Source organism: Agrobacterium deltaense RV3 (assembly GCF_900013505.1).
GTDB lineage: Bacteria > Pseudomonadota > Alphaproteobacteria > Rhizobiales > Rhizobiaceae > Agrobacterium > Agrobacterium leguminum.
In genome coordinates, this window is record NZ_LT009745.1 from 2,427,471 (window position 1) to 2,448,910 (window position 21,440).

Here is a 21,440-nt window from a genome sequence, read left to right on the forward strand (position 1 = left end):
CAACGGTAGAGATTTACGGGAAGCTTGCCCCCTCATCCCGCTGCCGCGGACTTCTCCCCCTCGGGGAGAAGAAACTCGTGGCGCCCGCTCGATCCTTGGTAGCGGGGACTCAGGCCGGCTCTTCCAGCCGGATGCTCAGGCTGCGCAGCTCTTCCGTATGCGGATGTTTCGTGCGGCCTTCGCGCAGATCGCCAGCGCTCAGTTGCTCCACCATTTCGCCGTTCAGCATCACGCCAACCCGCGGGCACAGATGCGCGATGACCGCCAGATTGTGGCTGACGAGAATATAGGTGAGGTTGCGCGCCGCGCGCAGGTCCTGCAACAGGTTCAGAATTTCCGCCTGCACCGAAACATCGAGCGCCGACGTCGGCTCGTCGAGCAGCAGCACCTGCGGATCGGCGATCAGCGCACGGGCAATGGCCACGCGCTGGCGCTGGCCGCCGGAAAGCTGGTGCGGGAAACGGAAGCGCACCGCCTGCGGCAACGCCACATCCGAGAGCGCCTGCTGGATGCGCTTTTCGATATTGTCCATGCCATGCACCAGCGGCAATTCGCTGAGAATGCGGTCGATGGTCTGGCGCGGATGCAGCGACCCGTAAGGATCCTGAAACACCATCTGCACCTGCCGGAAGAATTCCGGCGTGCGCTTCAGCGGCGCATCCTTGCCGGCAAAGGCGATGCGGCCTTCCCAACTTTCGTTGAGGCCGGCCATGGCGCGCAGGATGGTGGACTTGCCCGAGCCGCTTTCGCCGACGATGCCGAAGCTGCCGCCCTTTTCCACCGAAAAGGACACGCCCTTTACCACTTCGCGGTCGCCGAACTTGATACGGAGATTATCGACGTCGATCATTGGCTGGACCACGCTGCATCACGGTTGAGAACGGGAAGACGCTCGCGCGGATGCGTCAGCGAGGGAATGCAGTTCAGCAGTCCCTGCGTGTAAGGATGCTGGGCTTTCAAAAGCTCGGAAGCCTTCAGTTCCTCCATCACCCGGCCTGAATACATGACAGCGACGCGGTCGCAGAAATGCGACACGAGCGGCAGGTCGTGGCTGATGAGGATGAGGCCCATGCCGCGTTCCGATACCAGCTCCTCGATCAGCCGCAGGATTTCAGCCTGCACCGTGGCGTCAAGCGCGCTGGTCGGTTCGTCGGCGATCAGCAGTTCCGGATCGGGCGCGAGCATCATGGCGATCATCACGCGCTGGCCCATGCCGCCGGAAACCTCATGCGCATAGGATGAGGCAACCTGGCGCGGATTGCGGATCTTCACCTGATCGAGAAGCGCGATGGCCGCTTCCATGGCGGCACGCTTGCTGCCGCCCTTGTGGGTGCGCCAGGCTTCAGCCACCTGCGCGCCGATGGTCTTTACCGGGTTCAGCGAATATTTCGGGTCCTGCAGGATGAAGCCCGCCCGCTTGCCGCGGATCTGGCGCATCTGCCTTTCGCTGGCGGACAACACGTCGATGCCGTCGAAGGCGAGCTTGTCGGCGCGGATATCCGCATTGGAGGGGAGAAGCTTCATTAGCGCACGCGCCGTCAGGCTCTTGCCGGAACCGGACTCGCCGACGATGCCAAGCTTTTCAGTGCCGAGCTTCATGGAAACACCGCGCACGGCCTCGAAACGGCTGGTGCGGGTCTGGAAAGCGATCTTCAGATTTTCGATTTCGACCAGCATGGCTCAATGTCCCTTCGGGTCGAGAACGTCGCGCAGGCCATCGCCAAGGAAATTGAAGGCGAGCGAAACGAGGAAGATGGCGATGCCGGGAATGGTGGCGACCCACCATTGTTCGAAGATGAAGCGCTTGGCTGTCGCAATCATCGCGCCCCATTCCGGCGAAGGCGGCTGCGCGCCCATGCCGAGGAAGCCGAGGCTGGCGGCGGTGATGATGATCGAGCTCATGTCGAGCGTGATGCGCACGATAAGGCTCGGCACGCAGAGCGGCGCGATATGCCGGGCGATGATGCGCCAGGCGGAAGCACCGGTCAGCCTATAAGCCGCAACGAAATCGCTGCCGCGCACCGTCATGGTTTCGGCGCGCGCCAGACGCGCATAGGGCGGCCAGGCGGTGAGCGCGATGGCGAGAATGGCGCTTTCAACGCCGGGCTTCAGCGCCGCGACGAAGGCGAGCGCCAGAATGAGGCGCGGGAAGGCCAGGAATACGTCCGTCACCCGCATCAGCACCGTATCGACGATGCCGCCGAAATAACCGGCGATGCAGCCGATGGCGAGGCCAATGGGTGCGACGAGAACGACGACGGCAATGACCATGCCGAGCGTGACGCGGCCGCCATAGAGAATGCGCGAGAGAATATCGCGACCGAGCTCATCCGTGCCGAACCAGTGTTCGGCGCTCGGAAACGCTAAGCGATTGCCGAGGTTCTGCGTCGCCGGATCGTAAGGGGCAAGCAGCGGCGCCAGCAGCGACAGCGCGATGAAGAGAACGATGATCGTAAGCCCGATCACCGCCAGCGGGTTGGACTTGAGATTGAGCCAGATGCGATACCGGTTGCCCCAGGCAGCCTGTGTTCGCGAATGCGGCGTCTCATCCAGCGCCCAGTTTCTGAAATTAGCTAACATCATCGAACGCGAGGATCCATAACTCTGTAAAGCACGTCTGCGAGCAGGTTGAGGGCGACATAGATGAAGCCGATCAACAGGGTTGCTCCGACGACGGGGTTCATGTCCGCGTTCATGAGCGAGACGGTGAGATATTGGCCGAGACCCGGCCAGCTGAACACGGTTTCCGTCACCACCGCACCTTCGAGAAGACCGGCATAGGTGAGCGCGAGAACCGTGATGAGCTGCACGGCGACCGTCGGGAAGGCATGCCCCCAGATCACGGTCATGGCCGAAAGCCCCTTGGCGCGGGCGGTGATGACATATTCACCCTTCAGCGCGTCGATCATGAAGGCGCGCGTCATGCGGGTGATATAGGCCATGCTGAAATAGGCGAGGATGCAGACCGGCTGCACCATATGGGCGATGGCGTCGTAAAAGGCGTCCCAGTCGCCCGCAAGCAGCGTGTCGACCGTCATCAGGCCGGTAACCTGCGTGATCATGCCGTCATAGATGATGTCCTGCCGGCCCGGCCCCGGCGCGACGCCAAGCGTGGCATAGAACACCAGCAGCGAAATCAGCGCCAGCATGAAGACCGGCACGGAATGGCCGGCAAGGCAGACGACGCGGATGACCTGATCGGTCAGCTTACCCTGCTTGACGGCCGCCCAGACACCGAGCGGAATGCCGATCAGCGCAGCAAGGATGAGAGCTGCGGTGGCAAGTTCGAAGGTGGCGGGGAAAACGCGCTTGATATCGATCCAGACCGGATTGCGGGTCAGGATCGAATTGCCGAAATCGCCATGCAGGACCTGCGAGACATAATGGAAGAACTGCACGACCAGCGGCTGGTCGAGACCCATTTCGGCCCGCACCCGCACGATGACGTCTTCGGGCGCGTTATCGCCGACCGCCGCGATGACGGGATCGACGGGCATCACACGCCCGATCATGAAGGTGATGATCATCAAACCGAACAGCGTCAGAAGGACGCTGCCCAGTATCGACGATATGCTTTTAACGCGCTTGTTCAATGTCACGCTTTCTTCGCATCGTGGTAGGAATTGCCCTCGGAGAGAACGCCGAGTTCGAAGCCGGAAACACCCTTGCGGAAGGCTGCCGTCTTCGTGGTCTGGAACATGAAGACGAAGGGGCTGTTTTCCATGTGCTCGCGTTGCAGGGCTTCATAAAGCTCCACGCGCTTTGCAGGATCCTTCTCGTCACGCGCGGCTTCGGCCTTGGCGGCGAAGTCGTCGTTCTTGAAGCGCGAACGCCACAGGAAGGGCTTCGACTTGGCGTCGTCGCCATTGTCCTTGTTGATGTTGAAGACATCGGCGTTGGAATGCGGATCGAAATAATCCGTGCCCCATGCGGAAAGCGCCATCTGGTGCTCACGCGCGCGCATCTTCGTCAGAACCTGACGATTTTCAGCCGATTGCAGACGCACCTTGATGCCGATATCGGCAAGGTTCGCCTGAATGGCCTGCGCCAGATCCGGGTAAGGCTGGGCGGAATAGTGATCCATGCTGATCTCGAAACCATCGGCAAGACCGGCTTCCGCCATCAGCGCCTTGGCCTTTTCGACGTCGCGCTGGTACGGAATGTCGTTGACGGCGCCGGGGAAGCCCTTCGGCTCGAAGCTCTGGTGGATTTCGTGCGTCAGCGGCACGATGTTTTCCTGCATGCCCTTGTAGTCCAGCGCCCACTTGATGGCCTGCCAGACCTGCGGCTTGGCGAGGTTCTCATTGCCCTGGTTGAGCGAGATCAGCACCAGCGAGGCAATGGACTTGCGCTCCAGTTCGATATTCGCATCGTCCTTGACGGTGCGCAGCTGTTCCGACGTCAGGTCGCGGGCAATGTCGATATCGCCCTTCTGCAGCATCAGCAGCTGGGAAGACGGATCGGTGACGTGGCGCAGGATGATGCGCTTGATATTGCCCTTGTAAGGACCGTTCGGGTTGACGGTGAGCGCAACGCTTTCGCTCGGCTTCCAGGCCTGTAGCACGAAGTCGCCAGAGCCGGCGCTGTTCTTCTGCAGCCAGCCATTGCCGAGGTCTTCGCCCGACGCATTGGCGAGAACCGCCTTCTTTTCGACGATCGCGCCGATATTGGCGGAGAGGCAATAAAGCAGGAAGGAGATGGCGGTCGGCTTTGCCGTCGTCAGCTTCACCGTCTTGTCATCAGTGGCAACGATAGTCGTCTCGGCATTGTCGGGCGTGAAGCCGAACTGGCTGATGATGAAGGCCGGGCTCTTGTTCATCTTGATGGCACGCTGCAGCGAGAAGGCGACGTCTTCCGCCGTGACCTTGGCGCCGCTCGCGAAGGTCGCCTCGTCACTGATCGTGAAGGTGAAGACCTTGCTGTCCGCATCGGCTTCCCAGGATTTCGCGATGACCGGATCGACCTTGGTCGAATCCTCACGGTTGGCGCGCACCAGCTTCTGATACATGTTGGAGATGATTTCACCGCCGACGGCTTCGAAACCTTCATGCGGGTCAAGGCTCGTCATATTGTCCAGCTGCTGCGCAACAACCAGAATATCCTTCGGCGTCGCGGCAAAGGCCGGAATGCGCGCATAAGAAAGGAACGGAACGGCAGCGCCGGCAATCAACAGGTTGCGTCTTGAAATCATCGAAAATCCCCTTTCGGACCTTATTTTTCGGAAAATGGTGGGTTTGCCCCAATCCAGTCGTTTTTTTTATGTTTTCCCGCGATTACCACGAGCAAACGAGGCCCGACCAATTCCAAATTTGGCAGAGCCTATGCACGGATTGCATTTGCTCCCGCCTTGACCTTTCCTCTACCAATTCAGAAAACTCGTCCGCACGCGCGTCCGCGCAATCCCATTTCCGAAGGTGAATGACCATGACCGATCAAAAAACCGTACCCGTCTTCGACGGCCACAACGACGTGCTGCTGCGGTTATGGCGATCGGGCAATGTTTCCCCCGAAACGCTTCTCATCGAAGGGGATACCATCGGCCACATCGACCTGCCCCGCGCCAAGAAAGGCGGGCTGGCCGGTGGCCTCTGCGCCGCCTATGTGCCTTCGCCCAGCATGGACAAGGACGCCAACGGCGACTACCCGACGCCGACCGAGGCGGATGCGCTGAAGGCAACGCTTGCCATGGCCGGCCTTTTGTTCCGGGCCGAAAAACAATCCTCAGGCGCGCTCAAGGTCTGCCGCACGGCCGCCGATATCCGCAACGCCATGGCAGAGGACGCTTTCGCTTCCGTCTTCCATATCGAAGGTGCGGAGGCGATCGGCGCCGATCTGGATGCGCTCCACGTTCTCTACGAAGCGGGCCTGCGCACGCTCGGGCCGGTCTGGAGCCGCCCGAACATCTTCGCTTACGGCGTTCCCTTCCGTTTCCCCTCGACGCCGGATATCGGCCCCGGCCTCACTGATGCCGGCAAGAGGCTGATAAAGACCTGCAACGAGCTGAAGATCATGGTCGACCTGTCGCACATGAACGAGCAGGGTTTCTGGGACATTGCCGGGATTTCCGACGCGCCGCTGGTGGCGTCGCACTCCAACGCCTATGCGCTGTGCAATCACAGCCGCAACCTGACGGATCGTCAACTTGACGCCATCCGCGACACGGGCGGCCTCGCAGGCATCAATTTCGGCGTTCTGTTCCTGCGTCAGGACGGCGTGAAAAATCCGGACACCGATCTCAGCGAACTCGTCCGCCACGTGGACTATATCGTCAACCGCATCGGCATCGATCACGTCGCGCTCGGTTCGGATTTCGACGGCACCACCATTCCCGCCGCCATGAAGGACGCAGCCGACCTGCAATTGCTGGTCGAAGCCCTGCGCAAGGGTGGTTATGACGACGAGGCGCTCGCCAAAATCTGCCACGGCAACTGGATCCGTGTGCTCGAAAAAACCTGGGGCGCGTGAGGCATATTGCAATTTATCTCCGGCGCAAAGCGCCGGAGATGTGAGCGGCAGGCCCTTAAGCCTTTGCCGCTTTTTTCTTGCCGGTCGCCCGGAAAGCCAGAAGCCCGGCGACGACACCGATCAGCGCCCATTTCATCGGCAGCACATCCGCCGTCTCGCTGCGGATCGGCAACACAGTCACGGTGCCCGGACGGGATTCATAACCCATCTGCCCTTTTGCCTTGGCCTCCGCGATCTGTTGCGGCGAAACGACCCATTCGGCGCCGCGCATCTTATCCACCGCCATGTATCCGCCGCCCGCCACAAGGGCGACGACGAGCGAAACGACTATTCTTGTGGGCTTGTTCATTGGCATCTCCTTCAATCGAAAGGAGCGTGTAGTCGCATCAAACGGCACCACCAAGCAACCGCAACGGTCAATTTGGCGTCATTCGGAACAATACCGCCGATCATGCATTCCATAGTTGTATTTTCAGCGCCCAACCGGTGAAATTCACGCATGATCGGACATAAACTTCGCATCGACACTTCATGCTTTTCTGCTAATCACATTTCCTCAACCTAAACGAATTAGCGACACAATCCTGTGGTTCGCCAACAGGAACTGGCGCTGGGCAAAGTAAATGGCAGACAAGAGCGAAATTACACAAACCGATGTTACGGAATCTGCGGTTGAAAGCTTTTTTGCCAGAAACCGACCCTATCTGACCGCGATCGCCATCACGCTGGTCTTTGTGATGATGACTTTCGCCATCTATCACCTGACCTCCGAAGTCCGCTATGACGACGTCATCGATGCGCTGACACAGACCTCGGCCTCGGCGGTGCTGCTCGCCATCGTTTTCACCGCGCTCAGCTTTCTGGCGCTGATATTCTACGACGCCAATGCCATCGAATATATCGGCCGTAAGCTGCCCTTTCCGCCCATGGCGGCAACTGCGTTTGCGGCCTATGCCATTGGCAATACCGCCGGTTTCGGCCCCTTGAGCGGTGGCGCCATCCGCTTTCGTGCCTATTCCCGGCTGGGTCTGTCGCCCGGCGAAATCGCCCGCGTCATCGCCTTCGTCACGCTGTCCTTCGGGCTTGGGCTGCTTTCGGTCAGCGCCATCTCCACCTTCATCGTCGCACCGCGCATCGCCGCCATCATCGGCGTCGATGCCGTTATTCTCAGGGGTGCAGCGCTTGCCATAATCGCAATTCTCGTGGCGGCCGCCTATGTCGGGCGCAACGGGCGCGCCATCCGGCTCGGCGCATGGCGGCTTCGTCTCCCGGACAGCCGGACATCGTCGCGCCAGTTCCTGGTCTCCGCCTTCGATATCGCCGCCTCCGCCTCCGTGCTTTATGTCCTGCTGCCCGACACGCATCTCGGCTGGCCGACATTTTTCGCCATCTACGCCACCGCCGTCGGCCTCGGTGTGCTCAGCCATGTGCCCGCCGGCCTCGGCGTCTTTGAAACCGTCATGGTTGCGGGGCTTGGCAACGCCATCAGCGTCGATCAGCTGCTCGGAAGCCTCGTTCTCTACCGCGTGATCTATCACGTGCTGCCGCTGGTGGTGGCCATTCTGGTCATGCTCGTCTCGGAGATGAAGCAGTTCGCGGCAAAGCCTGTTGTCTCCGATATCAGCCAGCTTGCCGTCAGGCTCGCGCCGCCGCTGCTATCGACCTTCGCGATGATCCTCGGCACCATGCTGATCTTCTCGAGTGTGACGCCGACGCCGGACAGCAATCTGGATTTCCTCTCCAATTTCGTACCGCTTCCCATCGTTGAAGCGGCGCATTTTCTCACGAGCATTCTCGGCCTCGTGCTTGTCGTCGCTTCGCGCGGCCTCGGGCAGCGGCTTGACGGCGCCTGGTGGATTGCGCTGGTCGCCGCCTCGCTGGCGCTGGTCCTCTCGCTCCTCAAGGCCATCGCCGTGTTCGAAGCCGCCATCCTCGGCGTCTTCATTGCGGCCCTCTCCGTCAATATGCGCAGCTTCAACCGCCATGCCTCGCTGGTTAAGCAGGCGCTGGGCCCAAGCTGGCTCGCCGCCATGGCCGTCATCATTGCCGGCGCGGCGACAATCCTGCTCTTCGTTTATCGCGATACGGATTACAGCCAGACATTATGGTGGCAGTTCGAATTCTCCGAGGAAGCGCCGCGCGGATTGCGCGCCCTTCTCGGCCTCGTGCTTGCCTCCTCCACCATCGCCATCTTCAGCCTGATGCGGCCGGTGGCCTTCAGGCCGGACGCCATCAAGGCCGACGACGTCACGAGTGCGACCGGCATCGTCATGAAACAGGATGCGGCCGACGCCAATCTGGTGCGCATGGGCGACAAACACGTGATGTTCTCCGAAAGCGGCAACGCCTTCATCATGTATGGCATCCAGGGCCGCTCATGGATCGCGTTTGCCGATCCGGTCGGCGATGAGGATGATTTTCCGGATCTGGTCTGGCAATTCGTGGAAGCCGCCCGTGGCGCCGGTGCGCGCGCCGCCTTCTACCAGATTTCGCCTTTCCTCCTCTCCCATTGCGCCGATGCGGGCCTGCGCGCCTTCAAGCTCGGCGAACTGGCATTGGTCGATCTCACCGCATTCGAACTGAAGGGCGGCAAGCTCGCCAATCTTCGCCAGTCGCTGAGCCGCGGCGCGCGCGACGGATTGACCTTCGAGGTGGTCGAACAGGCGCAGGTGGCGGATATTCTGGATGAGCTGAAACAGGTCTCCGATGGCTGGCTCGCCCACCACAATACCCGGGAAAAGCGCTTCTCGCTTGGCGCTTTCGAGCCGGATTACATCCTGTCGCAACCCGTCGCCGTGCTGCGCAAGGATGGAAAGATCACCGCCTTCGCCAATCTGATGGTGACGGACACGAAAAAGGAAGCCACCGTCGACCTCATGCGTTTTTCGCCGGATGCGCCGCGCGGCTCGATGGATTTTCTCTTCGTCAGCATCATGCAATATCTGCGCGAGGCGGGCTACGAGAGCTTCAATCTCGGCATGGCCCCCATGTCCGGCATGTCGAAACGCGACGCCGCCCCCGTCTGGGACCGCATCGGCAGCACGCTGTTCGAACACGGCGAACGTTTCTACAACTTCAAGGGACTTCGCGCCTTCAAGGCGAAGTTCCACCCGAAATGGGAACCGCGTTACCTTGCCGTGCAGAACGGCGCAGACGCCGCTCTGGCGCTGATGGACGCGACGGTTCTCATCAGCGGCGGCGTCAGAGGAGTGATCGGAAAATGAGAAAACCCAGCATGCTGAAAGCGGTTCTTGCCGCCTCCGCCCTGTTCGCCTCCCCCTTGTTTGTTTCTGGCGCCGTTTTTGCGCAGGACAAGCCCGCTTACGAGACCGGCATGATCCCTTCCGAGCATATCATGGTGCCGGATGGCGAAATTCTCGCCAGCGTCTTCCTGATTTCTGATGCGGACGGATGGACGGCTGCCGATGAGACCCGCGCCAAGGCGCTGGTGGAAAAGGGCGCAGCCGTGGTCGGTATCGATTTCAAGGAATATCTGAAGGCGCTCGAGGCCGATGATGACGAGTGCATCTATATGATCTCGGACATCGAGTCGCTCTCGCAGCAGATCCAGCGCACCGCCGGCACGAGCAGCTATCGCCAGCCCATCCTCACCGGCATCGGCAAGGGCGGAACGCTGGCGCTGGCGATGATTGCGCAGAGCCCCGTCTCCACCGTCCGGGAAGCCATCGCCGTCGACCCCAAGGCCGGCCTGCCGCTTGAGAAAATCCTCTGCACCCCCGCCACCAAGGACAAGGCGAATGGCGAAACGGTCTATGGCCTGACCGACGGGCCGCTGCCCGCCCCCGTCAGCGTGCTGTTCACGCCTGCTGCGGATCAGAAGGGCCGCGATCACGTCAACGCGCTCGTCAAGCTGCATCCCGATATCGACGTGACGGATGTGGATGACAAGGCGGACGAGGTTCTGACCCAGACCCTGTCCGACCAGATCGACGCCGCGGGCGACACGGACAGCCCGCTCGGCCTGCCGATCAAGGTTCTGGAAACCAGCCCGGTGATGGACACCATGGCGGTGATCTATTCCGGCGATGGCGGCTGGCGCGATCTCGACGAGGAAGTGGGCGGCGCCTTCCAGAAGGAAGGCATACCCGTCATCGGCGTCGATTCGCTCCGCTATTTCTGGAAGGAAAAGAAACCGCAGGAGGTCGCCACAGATCTCGGCCGCATCATCGACACCTATCGCAAGGAATGGAAAGTCCGCAATGTGGTGTTGATCGGCTATTCCTTCGGTGCCGATATTCTTCCCGCCACCTATAATCTGCTGCCGGACCGCGACAAGTCGCATGTCGTGCAACTGACCCTGATGGGACTTTCGACCGAAGTGGATTTCGAGATTTCCGTCGAAGGCTGGCTTGGCGTTGCCGGTGAAGGCAAGGGCGGCAAGACGGTGGATGACATCGCCAAGATTGATCCGAAGCTGGTGCAATGCATCTATGGCACGGAAGAAGAAGATGAAGACCCCTGCCCCGGCCTGAAAGCCAAGGGCGTGGAAGCAGTCGGCATCGAGGGCGGTCACCATTTTGACGAGGACTATGAGGGACTGGCCAAGCGTATCGTGACGTCGCTGAAGACCCGGCTTCCGAAATAACCTGCATCCCCATCGGCCGAAATCCCGCGTCTAGGATGATCTTCGGCGGCGAATGCATCGCCGATGCTTCTTCGCGTCGCGGCCGTGCTTGCGGAATCGCTTAAACTATTATTCAAAAGAAACCGGCCTGCAGTGGATGTTCATCACATTTCCGCAACCGTGCTGCTGTTGATCGCCAACCATGGATTTTATATTTCCGGACGGGTTCAGGGAGCCGCCGCATGCCCGCTTCAAAGCGAAAGACGAAAACACCAGTCCTCGTGGAACGCATCGATCATTTCGTCGGCCAGGTCAAAGAGGCGATGAAGAGCGATGACACGCTGCGCAACAGAAAAATCCGCGATTTGTGGGATGCCGAGGTCCGCTACCATTTCGACAATGGCCGCACCGAAAAGACGCTTGAACTCTACATCATGAAATATCGCAATGCGCTGAAGGCGGAGTTCGGCGTCAAGAGCACGCCGCTTGCCATCTGCAACATGAAAAAGCTGCGCGAGCGGCTGAACACCTATATTGCGCGCGCCGACTATACGAAAACCGGCGTGGCGACCTCCATCGTCGAAAAAATTGAGCGGGCGGAGTTCAATACCGCCGGTCGCAAGCCGACCGTTCTGCTGCGCATCGCGGATTTCATTTCGGCGATGAACGGCATGGGAACGAAAGAAGAGATGCAGTCCCTGTGGAATGCTGAAATCAGCACCATGAAGGGCAGAGCCCAGACAACGATCATCTCCTACATCACCAAATATCGCAACGCCATCCGCGAGGCCTTCGGCGACGACCACCCGATGCTGAAGATCGCCACCGGCGATGCCGCGATGTATGACGATGCGCGCCGGGTGAAGATGGAGAAGATCGCCAGAAAGCACGGCGCGCTGATCACCTTCGAGAATTACCGGCAGGTTCTGAAGATTTGCGCCGATAAGCTCCTGTCCGCCGATCCCCTGATGATCGGCATCGGCCTTATCGGCATGACCGGGCGCCGCCCCTACGAGGTCTTCACCCAGGCCGAATTTTCGCCGGCCCCCTATGGCAAGGGCGTCTCCAAATGGAGCCTCCTGTTCAACGGCCAGGCCAAGACGAAACAGGGCGAAGGAACGAAATTCGGGATTACCTATGAAATCCCGGTGCTTGCCCGCTCGGAAACCATTCTGGCCGCCTATAGGCGCCTGCGCGAAAGCGGACAGGGAAAATTGTGGCATGGCATGTCGATCGACGATTTTTCGTCGGAAACCCGCCTGCTGCTCCGGGACACGGTTTTTAACCTGTTCGAGGATCTCTGGCCGAAGGAAGAGCTGCCCAAGCCCTATGGCCTCCGGCACCTCTATGCCGAGGTGGCCTTTCACAATTTCGCGCCGCCGCATGTGACCAAGAACAGCTACTTCGCCGCCATTCTCGGACATAACAACAACGACCTCGAAACCTCGCTGTCCTATATGACCTATACACTGCCGGAAGATCGCGACGATGCGCTGGCGCGGGCCAAACGCATCAACGAACGGACGTTGCAACAGATGGCGACAATAGCGCCGGTGTCCCGCAAGGCATGATGCGTTAACGTCATTTTCCGGGCGTAAAACTGCTCGGCAGCTTTGGCGGAAATGCTCCGGCCGCGGATTTCAGTTCTCCGCGGCCAGCCGTTTCATTCATCAAACCCGCGCGTCACCGGAGGTGCGGTAAAGCAGGGTCAATACCGTCAGCATCAGCCCCACAAGTGCGACCGAGCCGAAAATGTAGAAGTTCCACTCGGGCGCCAGACCCCGCTGAAGCACGAGGCCGCCGATCATCGGGCCGGCAATGCCGCCGAGCCGCCCAACCGCCAGCGAAAAGCCGAGACCCGTGCCGCGAATATGAACGGGGTAGAGCCGTCCCACCAGAACATTGGCGAGAATCTGCGTGCCGATGGTGCCCGCACCTGCAAGGGCGACGAAGGCATAAAGAAGCGGACCCTTGTTCACCGTCAGGGCGAAGATCGAGGCGGCGCCGATGGCAAACAGGATCGCCACGACCACCTTGACATTGCCCTTATCCGCAAACCGACCGCCGATGAGGATGCCGATCGCAGCCCCGACATTGAGCATGACGGAAAAGCTGAGCGCCGAGCTGATGTCATAACCCATCTTGTTCATGATGGTGGGCAGCCAGTTGACCATGCCGAAGGTGAGAAGCAGCGAGCAGAAGTGGATGCCCCAGGCATTCAGCGTCGAGAGCAACCGGCCTTCCGAGAACAGCGCGCCGACACCGCCCTTTTGAATTTTCGCATGCGGCACGATGCGTTGCAGACCGTAGCTGTCGCAAATGCCGTCAGCCTCCGCCTGCCGGCCCTTACTTGCCAGCCATTCGGGCGATTCCGGCAGGAACCGCATGAAGATCGGCAGAAGAATAAGCGGCAGGCCGCCGATCAGCATCAAGGGCCGCCAGCCATAGGTCTCCAGAAGGAGAATGCCCATGACGCCAGAAATGATGCCGCCGACAAGATAACCGAGGAAAGACAGGGAATTGGCCTGCGCCCTGCGATGCGGCGGCGAAAATTCCAGCACCAGCGCGGTGACCGTCGGCAACAGCGCGCCAAGCCCGAGACCCGCGAAGAAGCGCGTGATTTCGAAGGCGAGAAAATTCGGCGTCATGGCCGAGGCGATCATCATCGCCGAAAAACCGGCGAGGCTGAGAAGAACCACTTTGCGGCGACCGATGCGGTCGGCCATGGTGCCGGCAAAAAGCGCGCCCAGCAGCATGCCTACCAGCGTCAGCGCGGCGGCGCGCCCGACCATGGCCGGATTGAGCGCCCATGCTCCTTCTTTCAAGAGTGCCGGTGCGACGGCGCCGTAAACGACGAGATCGTAACCGTCAAACATGATCATCAGGCCGCATGTCGCGATAACGCCGGCCGGGTTCTTCGTCCGCGCTGACGCGGCGCTCAGATAATTCGTGGACATGTTCCTCCCTTTCACGCATGAACGCGCCATCCGGTATGGATAAGCGTCTCCCGTTCCTGCGATATCCTCCGTGAGTGCCCGGCGTGCTCCACACTGATATGTGCCCTGCTCCTGTCACGCACATATCGCCAGCATCCCGCCTTCGATTAAATGTTGCATTTGCAAAAATTGCAAATGAAATATTAACAAATGCCAGGCGAACCGCGCCGACGAAATTCAGCCAGGCTCCAGCCCGGAAATCGTCGACAACGTCGGCGTCCAGCTCAAAATATGAATGCGGTTATAAACACCGTGAATGACGAATGGGTCGGCATCGCTGAAGGCGATGACGTCTTCGATCGAGCGCGCCTGCGCAATAATGAGGGCGGCGGATGGGCCGTCGGCAACCGCGCTCATCGGGCCGGAGACAAGAATCTTGAACCCTTCCGCCATCGCCTCACCATTGCGCAGATGGGCCTTGTGAGCCTCTATCTGCGCCGCCCGTTGTGCGGCCGCGGCGGGATCGCTTTCGGCGAAACGCACGTAAAGCCGGGTTCGGTCGCTCCCGCCGCTCATCGGGCGAGCACGAAATCGTGGTTCACCGACCAAAACCAGTCGCCGATGAAACCCAGGTCCCGCGCCTTCTGCGCATCATCCACCCGCTGGAAATCGGCGAGCAGGCTCTCCTTCACGCCGAAGACCGCATCCGAACGGATATAGGGATCGTCGGGATCGAAGATATGGGTGACGAGCGTGGCGAAGCCTTCGGCCGAAACGATATAGTGCAGATGCGCCGGCCGGTAGGGATGCCGCCCCATGGCGCGCAGCAGCTGCCCGACCGGACCGTCATCCGGGATCGGATAATATTTCGGCTTCGCCGCCCGGAACCAGTAGCGCCCGTCCTCGCCGGTGATGAAGACGCCGCGCAGGTTGAAATCGGGCTGGATGCCCTTCTGCTGCACGTCATAAAAACCTTCGTCATTGGCCTGCCAGACATCGATGCGTGCGCCGGCGACCGGCGCGCCGTATGTATCGAGGATGCGGCCGGTGACCACCATATCCTCGCCCTTGCCATCGAGGCAAATATTCGCACCCATCGGCATTTCCGGCGCATCCGCGACATGGAAGGGGCCGAGAACGGTCGATTCCGACGCGCCGCTTGGCTTGCGATGGTTGATGGCGTCGACCAGCATGGAGACGCCGAGAATATCGGAAAACAGGATCCATTCCTGCCGCCATTCATTGCAGATCTGGCCGACCTCGGTGAGGAAATGAATGGCCTTCATCCACTCCTCCTCGGTCGGTTCGATTTCCTTCACCGCCTCATGCAGCTTGCGCGTCACCACCGCCATGATTTCCTTCAGACGCGGATCGTCACAGTCGCGCATGCGCGCGATCACGGTTTCAGCCGAACGTTCCTCGACGAAGTAACCGTCATCATTGCTCATCTTCATATCTATCGTCTCCTCCTCCCATCACTCCGGCCGCGCGCCCTCGAAGGCCCGTTGCAAAAGGTCGCGGATCGCAGTTTTTTCGATTGGCCGCGGGCACCAGTAAGGATTGGCCGTTGCAAGCTCCGCCATGCGGTCGAGATCGTCCGACCGAACCCCGAGAGCCGAAAGGCTCGACGGCGCGCCGAGCCGGGCGGCAAAATCGTAGAGCCCCGTCCCTGCCCTGCCGCCCACTAGAGAAGCAAGCGGCGCAAGCAGATCCGGCACCGCCTGTTCCACATAGGCGATGGTATGCGGCAGAAGCACCGCATGGGTTTCCGCGTGCGGCAGATCGAGACTGCCGCCCAGCGTGTGGCAAAGCTTGTGATGCAGCGACATGCCGACGGCGCCAAGCACCGTGCCGCACAGCCACGCACCATAAAGCGCGGTCTCGCGCGCTTTGACATCCTGCGGCGCAGCCTTCACGCCGGGAAGCGCCTCGATCATCGCCCGCAATCCCTCAACCGCCATCAGGCTGGCGATGGGATTGCGGTCCTGCGCGTAAAGCGCCTCCGCCGCGTGCGCCATGGCGTTCAGCCCGCTCGTCATGCTGATGGCGACCGGCAATCCGAGCGTCAGTTCCGCATCGTAAATCACCACTTCCGGCAGGATTTCCGGCCCGCGTATGGTCGTCTTCACCCCGTTTTCCGTCTGGCCGAGAATGGGCGTCACCTCGGAGCCGGCATAGGTGGTCGGGATGACGATCTGCGCCGCATCGGTGCGCAGCGCAATGGCCTTGCCGAGACCGGTGGTGGAGCCGCCGCCGAGCGCGACAACGCAATCCGATCCGGTGGCACGATAGGCTTCGACCGCGTTTTTCGTCACCTCGACCGGCGTATGCATGGCCGCATCGGAGAAGACACCCACGGCAAGCCGGCCGAGCCGGGCGGCAAGCGCCTCCGCGTCGCCCTTCTGCTGCGGCGTGGAAAGCACCAGCGCCTGCGACAGGCCAAGGCGGCGGATTTCCTCCGCCGCGCCCGCCGAGCTGCCCGCGCCGAAAACGATGCGGGCGGGCGCGGCCATATAGACGAACGGCTGCATGGTTCAGCGCCCGTCGAGCTTGAACAGGCGGCGCGCATTGGTGCGGCCGATCTTCACCCGGTCGGCCTCGGCGATGGTCGTCGCGTTGAACCAGTCGGAGGCGTGGTCGATATTCTCAAAGGGCCAGTCCGTGGAAAACAGGATGCGATCCGCACCTATTTCCAGAATGGCGTCGATCAGCGTCTGGGTGCGGAAATTGCCCGAGGTGGTGATGTGGAAATTCTCGTTGAAATAATCCACGAAACGGCGCTTGGCCGGATAACGCGGCGGCAGCTTCACCCAGGCATTGCGGTGGTCGATGCGCCACATCATGTAGGGCAGGCCCTCGCCCATATGCCCGAGGATGATGTTGAGCCGCGGATGTTCGTCGAACAGGCCGGACGCCATCAGGCGCAACGCGTGCACGGCCGTTTCCTGCGCGAAAGCCCAGGTGGGGCCAAGCAGCCAGGGATGGCCGTCATAGATGCGCGAATCCTGCGGCAGCGGGTTGCGCGGATGCAGGTAGAAGGGCACATCGAGCTTTTCCACCTCGCCCCAGAATGGGCGATATTGCGGCAGGTCGTAATAAAGCGGCGTCTGGCCATCGCCCTCCTGGCTGAAACCATTGACGAGCGCGCCGACGAAACCGAGATCGTTGACGCAGCGCTGAAGCTCCTGCGTCGCCGCGTCAGGGTCCTGCAATGGCAGGGCTGCGAAGGCGAGGAAACGATCCGGCCGCCTGGCGCATTCTTCGGCGAGGACGTCGTTCGCTCGCCGCGCGATCTCGATCGCCTTCTTCCTGTCGGGAATGGCCTGCACCGCCGGCGCGTTCAGCGACAGGATCATGGTTTCGATGCCATGCGCATCCATCAGCTTCAGGCGCGTATCCTGAATGTCGAGCAGGCGGTGCTGCAGTTCCTTCCAGTAATCGCCGGGCACGAACCCGGCCGAATCCTGAAGCGTTTCCGGGATTGCGAAATGCTCCTCGAGAGCGACCTTGCCTTGCATGTGGTTTCCTCCGAATTCACTCTATGATTTACCGCCCGAGAGGCGATCAATATTGGCCCTTGGGTTCCAGCCCGAGCATGCTCTGGCCGATCATGGTGCCCACGGCGTCCCAGTTCATGCTGATATGGCGGCCGACCGCGTTCGCATCCCGCCAAGCCCGCTGCACCGGGTTGGAAAGATCGAGCCCGACGCCGCCGGTGGAATCGTTGAGCGCCTGCACGGCGCGCAGGGCGAGAGACACCGCAAAGGACTGGCCGCGACGGCTGAGAAGACGGTCATCCACCGTAAATTCCGCCCGGCCTTCGATCCTTGCCTGCGAGAGCGCCTGTGCGCGGGCAACATCGCGCAGCAATATTTCGCAAGCCGCATCGACGCTCGCCGCTGCTTCCGCAACGCGCAGCTGGATGGTCGGAAATTCGGCCATGCGATTATTGCCGCCCGCCACCGCACCGCGCGTCACCCGGCCGCCGACATGATCGACGTAAGCCGCAAGCGCACCCCTGGCCGCGCCGACGCCGGCCGCCGCGAGACAGGAGGGAATGCCGGTCAGAAGCGGCATGTTGAACAGGCCTTCCTCGGCATAATATTTTCCACCGGGCGTCTTTCCGCTGGTGGCGTCCGGAAAGGTCAGAACCCGATGTCCGGGAACGAAGACATCGTCGAGAACGAGCGTCTTGGAACCCGTGCCGGCCAGCCCCACCACATGCCAGGTATCTTCAATGGTATATTCGCTCGCGGGAACGAGCAGGAAGGCCGGAACCGGCTTGCCCTCGCCCTGCGGCGGCAGAATGGCGGCGCAGAGAGACCATTGCGCATTCTCGCAGCCCGAGGCGAAAGCCCATTTGCCGCTGAGGCGGTAACCGCCATCCGCGAGCTCCGCCATCTTCACCGGCGCATAGGAGCCGCATAGCAGTGCATCGGGGTTTTCACCCCAGACATCGGTCTGCGCCTCTTCCGGAAACATCGCCAGCAGCCATTGATGGGCCGACAGCAGGCCAGCGACCCAGCCGGTCGACGCACAGGCGGCCGAAAGCTCGATATTGGCCTCGACGAGCTCGGCGAAGTCACCGCCCTTGCCGCCGAAGGCGCGGGGTTTGACGATATCGAAATAACCGATTCCACGAAGCGCCTCGATGTGGCTGGCCGGAACGCGCCGGGCCTCCTCCGTCTGTCTGGCGCTCGCCCGGAAAAGATCGGCTATGCCGGTAACGCGGCTTGCGAGGCGGGCACGCGGGTTCGTTTGCGCCGGCAGCGGCGCATGGCTCATATCGTTCATGATTGTCTCCTTGCGGACTTTACTGGCCGGACTTTACCGGCCGGATGTTGCTGGCCAGGCGTTATCTCGCCGGGATTATCTGGGCGGCAATGATCAGGCGGGCAGGCTCGCGGGGCTTGCGGCGCAATATTGGGCGTTTTCGTAAAGCAACGGCCGTGTCGTCTCGCTGACATCGGCCGAGACAACCTGCCCGATGAAGACGGTATGGGTTCCGTAAGGCATGGCCGCGACCCGGCGGCAGGCGATGGCGGCATGGGCCGTGGGCAGATAGAGAACGCCATTGTCGTGGCGCTGCCATTGACCGTCGCGGAAACGCTCTTCCGGCGACACCTTGCCGCTAAAGGCATCCGACAGGGCAATCTGATCCTGCGTCAGCACATTGACGATGAAATCGGGTCGGCACAGCAGCAGTTCATGCAGCAGGGTGCGATTGTTCAGGCAAACCAGCAGGGACGGAGGCTCCATCGAGACCGAAGTGACGGCCGTGACCGTCATGCCGTGATCGCGCTGATCACCCGAAGCACAGGCCGTGATAACCGTCACAGTCGCCGGAAAACGACGCATTGTTGAACGGAAATTCTGACCGACGCCTTCAGGCGCAAGGCTGCTCAGGCCAAACAATGCTGATGTCATGAGATCCTCCCAAATCCTGCATTCTATTTATTTGCGTTTGCAACGTTTGTCAATGCAAATGTTGTTTGTCATTTTTTGTGCAGGGGAGAACGCCGCATTCCCCCGTCTTAGGGGGCGAAGCTATTGAAACGGATGGATTGTGCCGGTACAGCCGATAGGCGCACATCAGCATCTGCGCAGATGGTTCTCAAACGGGGATTTGCTCGTGTCCTATCAATTCACCGATTCGGTACCCTACCTGCTCAACTGGGTGGGCGTTCGGCTTGGCGAGCGCTTTTCGGTAAGACTGGCCTCCTATGACATCACCCTGCCGATGTATCGCGTGCTGGCGACGCTGCGGCAGCAGGAGAGCAAGACGCTGACCGAGCTTTCAGACATGGTATCGGTGGAGATTTCCACGCTGTCCCGGCTTGTGGGGCTGATGGTCCGGCGTAACCTCGTCAGCCGCGAACGGCCGCTCGACAATGCGCGCATCGTGCGCATCACCCTTACCCCGAAGGGCGAGGAACTGGCCGATGAACTCATGCCCATCGCCGCCATGTTCGAAAAAACCGCAATCGAAGGCCTCGACCCGGCCGAAGTGAAACTCTTCAAAAGCATCCTGCGCCATATCGGCCGCAACATTGCCGGCCTCTGATAGCGGCAATTCGGGCATCGACGCTTCGGCGGCAGCCACCCGCCTCGCCCGGCGTTTCCCGTGCAATGTACTTGCAATAACCGGTTTCTATCCCTGCGAACGTCACCGCAGAAAGGAACTTCCATGTCCAACAGATCGTCCCTTGCAGTCCCGGCAGCAATCTTCCTTATCGCCGGCGCATCGATACTGCTTACGGCCTGCGCCTCAACTGTCATGAAAAGCTATATCGGCGCGCCCATCACCAGCGTGATGCTGGACTATGGGCCACCGGACAATATCTATAGTCTGGGTCCCGGCCAGCAGGCCTATCAATGGCGGAAAAACAAGACGCAGGCTGTCGCCGGATCGTCGAGTGGCGAGGTGCGGACAACACGGCGTGGCGAACGTTACGAAGTGTCCGAAACGCCGGCCTATATCGAGCGCATCGACTGCTTCTATACCTTCTACACCCGCAACTCCGGGAGCGAATGGTATGTTACGAGCTTCCGGCAACCTTCGCTCGAATGCGAATGACCGATCCGGGATTCAAATTTTGGCCCGGTTCCGCATGTGCCGCGCCCCGCCCTTTTTCACCGCCGCTTCCAGACCGAAAGCGGCGGCGTTCTTTTGAAAATTCTCCCTGGAATCTGTCATGGGAAGGGCCGATCAGAAGCGATAATTCAGGCCGGCCTTGATGACATGATCGCTGACATCGGTTTTCGATTTGCCGCTGGCGGTCGTCGTGGCCACATTTCCAGTGCTCACATAATTATATTCGAACTTCGCCGACAGGCCGCCGCCGAAACTCTGTTCGACGCCTGCGCCGACCAGATAGCCCTGTTTCCAGCCATCGGGACCTGTCACGCCGTTTCCGTCCCTGAACTTTGTCGTGGTCAGGCCGGCGGTGCCGTAAACCAGCGTCTGGTCGAGCGCCACGCCGGCCTTCGCCTTGGCCGCGCCCCGGAAACGCTCCCGCAAACGACCGTTCGGCACACGCGCCTCATTCCCGAGATAGGAACCTTCGAGTTCCGCACCGACCACGCCGGAACCGAACTGGAAGTTATAACCGGCCTGAACACCGCCCGTCAGGCCGCGGCCGCTGGCCAATGGGTTGAATTTCGGGGAAGCGACGCCACCATGCGCACCCACATAGGCCCCGCCCCAGGAGAAGGCCGGCGGACTGCCGTAATCGAAGGATTGCTGCGTATTGTAGTTGGTAAGATCGGCGGAATAGGCATTGCCTGCAACCGTGACGGCGATGGCCACGGCGACAAGCGATTTCTTGACGATCGACATGAATGACTCCAGACGAAACCGATGCGCCATCTTCTGGCGCAGCCAAGTTTCAGTTCGCGTTGAAGAACCGGAAACCGGCTCCCGTTAGTCTGCTACGCCAGCCGACATGACGTGC

Annotated in this window: 20 protein-coding genes; 6 read left to right on the forward strand and 14 right to left on the reverse strand. The window is 60.8% G+C overall.

The window, feature by feature from the left end; genetic code table 11:
- Positions 1–109 precede the first annotated feature (109 nt).
- From AGR7B_RS12290 to AGR7B_RS12310, 5 genes are read right to left on the reverse strand one after another with little or no spacing between them, the layout of a single operon-like run.
- On the reverse strand, positions 110–850 hold the full coding sequence (locus tag AGR7B_RS12290) for an ABC transporter ATP-binding protein (RefSeq protein ID WP_080856747.1): 741 nt from the start codon (positions 848–850) through the stop codon (positions 110–112).
- Complete coding sequence (locus AGR7B_RS12295) at positions 847–1,677, reverse strand: ABC transporter ATP-binding protein (RefSeq protein ID WP_004443518.1); 831 nt, start codon at positions 1,675–1,677, stop codon at positions 847–849. The genes AGR7B_RS12290 and AGR7B_RS12295 overlap by 4 nt, the downstream gene beginning before the upstream one ends.
- A gap of 3 nt (positions 1,678–1,680) precedes the next feature.
- Positions 1,681–2,583, reverse strand: a complete 903-nt coding sequence (gene nikC / locus AGR7B_RS12300) for a nickel transporter permease (RefSeq protein ID WP_004433196.1) — start codon at positions 2,581–2,583, stop codon at positions 1,681–1,683.
- Positions 2,580–3,593, reverse strand: coding sequence for an ABC transporter permease (locus tag AGR7B_RS12305; RefSeq protein ID WP_065656219.1), 1,014 nt, complete (start codon positions 3,591–3,593; stop codon positions 2,580–2,582). Before AGR7B_RS12305 ends, nikC begins: the two co-directional genes overlap by 4 nt.
- A 2-nt stretch (positions 3,594–3,595) precedes the next feature.
- Entirely contained in the window at positions 3,596–5,191 is a 1,596-nt protein-coding gene (locus AGR7B_RS12310) for an ABC transporter substrate-binding protein (protein ID WP_065656218.1), read from the reverse strand.
- A gap of 233 nt (positions 5,192–5,424) precedes the next feature.
- Here AGR7B_RS12310 and AGR7B_RS12315 point away from each other — a divergent pair, with 233 nt between their 5' ends.
- A complete protein-coding gene (locus AGR7B_RS12315; protein WP_080857092.1) occupies positions 5,425–6,465 on the forward strand; it encodes a dipeptidase in 1,041 nt (346 codons plus the stop codon).
- A gap of 55 nt (positions 6,466–6,520) precedes the next feature.
- Here AGR7B_RS12315 and AGR7B_RS12320 read toward each other — a convergent pair whose 3' ends face one another.
- Positions 6,521–6,814 (reverse strand): hypothetical protein, encoded by a 294-nt coding sequence (locus tag AGR7B_RS12320; protein WP_078051636.1) that lies wholly within the window; start codon positions 6,812–6,814, stop codon positions 6,521–6,523.
- Between the two features lie 274 nt (positions 6,815–7,088).
- Here AGR7B_RS12320 and mprF point away from each other — a divergent pair, with 274 nt between their 5' ends.
- From mprF to telA, 3 genes are all read left to right on the forward strand, one after another.
- Entirely contained in the window at positions 7,089–9,689 is a 2,601-nt protein-coding gene (mprF, locus tag AGR7B_RS12325; protein WP_080856748.1) for a bifunctional lysylphosphatidylglycerol flippase/synthetase MprF, read from the forward strand.
- The gene (locus tag AGR7B_RS12330; RefSeq protein ID WP_162934124.1) at positions 9,686–11,071 is read left to right on the forward strand and encodes a virulence factor; all 1,386 of its coding nucleotides are present in this window, start codon (positions 9,686–9,688) and stop codon (positions 11,069–11,071) included. Before mprF ends, AGR7B_RS12330 begins: the two co-directional genes overlap by 4 nt.
- A gap of 221 nt (positions 11,072–11,292) precedes the next feature.
- Positions 11,293–12,621, forward strand: coding sequence for a telomere resolvase TelA (telA, locus tag AGR7B_RS12335; protein WP_080856750.1), 1,329 nt, complete (start codon positions 11,293–11,295; stop codon positions 12,619–12,621).
- A gap of 99 nt (positions 12,622–12,720) precedes the next feature.
- On the opposite strand, the gene AGR7B_RS12340 is transcribed toward telA, so the two are convergent.
- From AGR7B_RS12340 to graD, 7 genes are all read right to left on the reverse strand, one after another.
- The gene (locus AGR7B_RS12340; protein WP_161987859.1) at positions 12,721–14,007 is read right to left on the reverse strand and encodes an MFS transporter; all 1,287 of its coding nucleotides are present in this window, start codon (positions 14,005–14,007) and stop codon (positions 12,721–12,723) included.
- Between the two features lie 216 nt (positions 14,008–14,223).
- Complete coding sequence (locus AGR7B_RS12345) at positions 14,224–14,562, reverse strand: YciI family protein (protein WP_065656212.1); 339 nt, start codon at positions 14,560–14,562, stop codon at positions 14,224–14,226.
- Entirely contained in the window at positions 14,559–15,446 is an 888-nt protein-coding gene (graB, locus tag AGR7B_RS12350) for a hydroxyquinol 1,2-dioxygenase (protein ID WP_080856752.1), read from the reverse strand. Before graB ends, AGR7B_RS12345 begins: the two co-directional genes overlap by 4 nt.
- A gap of 15 nt (positions 15,447–15,461) precedes the next feature.
- Positions 15,462–16,517, reverse strand: a complete 1,056-nt coding sequence (graC, locus tag AGR7B_RS12355; RefSeq protein WP_080856753.1) for a maleylacetate reductase — start codon at positions 16,515–16,517, stop codon at positions 15,462–15,464.
- A 3-nt stretch (positions 16,518–16,520) separates the two neighbouring features.
- Positions 16,521–17,504, reverse strand: a complete 984-nt coding sequence (gene tsdA / locus AGR7B_RS12360) for a gamma-resorcylate decarboxylase (RefSeq protein ID WP_059755140.1) — start codon at positions 17,502–17,504, stop codon at positions 16,521–16,523.
- Between the two features lie 46 nt (positions 17,505–17,550).
- Positions 17,551–18,780, reverse strand: a complete 1,230-nt coding sequence (gene graA / locus AGR7B_RS12365; RefSeq protein WP_078051628.1) for an FADH(2)-dependent resorcinol hydroxylase oxygenase component — start codon at positions 18,778–18,780, stop codon at positions 17,551–17,553.
- Between the two features lie 93 nt (positions 18,781–18,873).
- Complete coding sequence (graD, locus tag AGR7B_RS12370) at positions 18,874–19,413, reverse strand: FADH(2)-dependent resorcinol hydroxylase reductase component (RefSeq protein WP_020810141.1); 540 nt, start codon at positions 19,411–19,413, stop codon at positions 18,874–18,876.
- A 205-nt stretch (positions 19,414–19,618) separates the two neighbouring features.
- Between graD and AGR7B_RS12375 the strand changes: the two genes are divergently transcribed.
- Positions 19,619–20,050, forward strand: coding sequence for a MarR family winged helix-turn-helix transcriptional regulator (locus AGR7B_RS12375; protein WP_004433168.1), 432 nt, complete (start codon positions 19,619–19,621; stop codon positions 20,048–20,050).
- Between the two features lie 123 nt (positions 20,051–20,173).
- A complete protein-coding gene (locus AGR7B_RS12380; protein WP_004433166.1) occupies positions 20,174–20,563 on the forward strand; it encodes a hypothetical protein in 390 nt (129 codons plus the stop codon).
- A 132-nt stretch (positions 20,564–20,695) separates the two neighbouring features.
- Here AGR7B_RS12380 and AGR7B_RS12385 read toward each other — a convergent pair whose 3' ends face one another.
- Positions 20,696–21,325 carry an outer membrane protein gene (locus AGR7B_RS12385; RefSeq protein WP_078051914.1) on the reverse strand — a complete coding sequence of 210 codons (630 nt, stop codon included), beginning with the start codon at positions 21,323–21,325 and terminating at the stop codon, positions 20,696–20,698.
- Between the last annotated feature and the right edge of the window lie 115 nt (positions 21,326–21,440).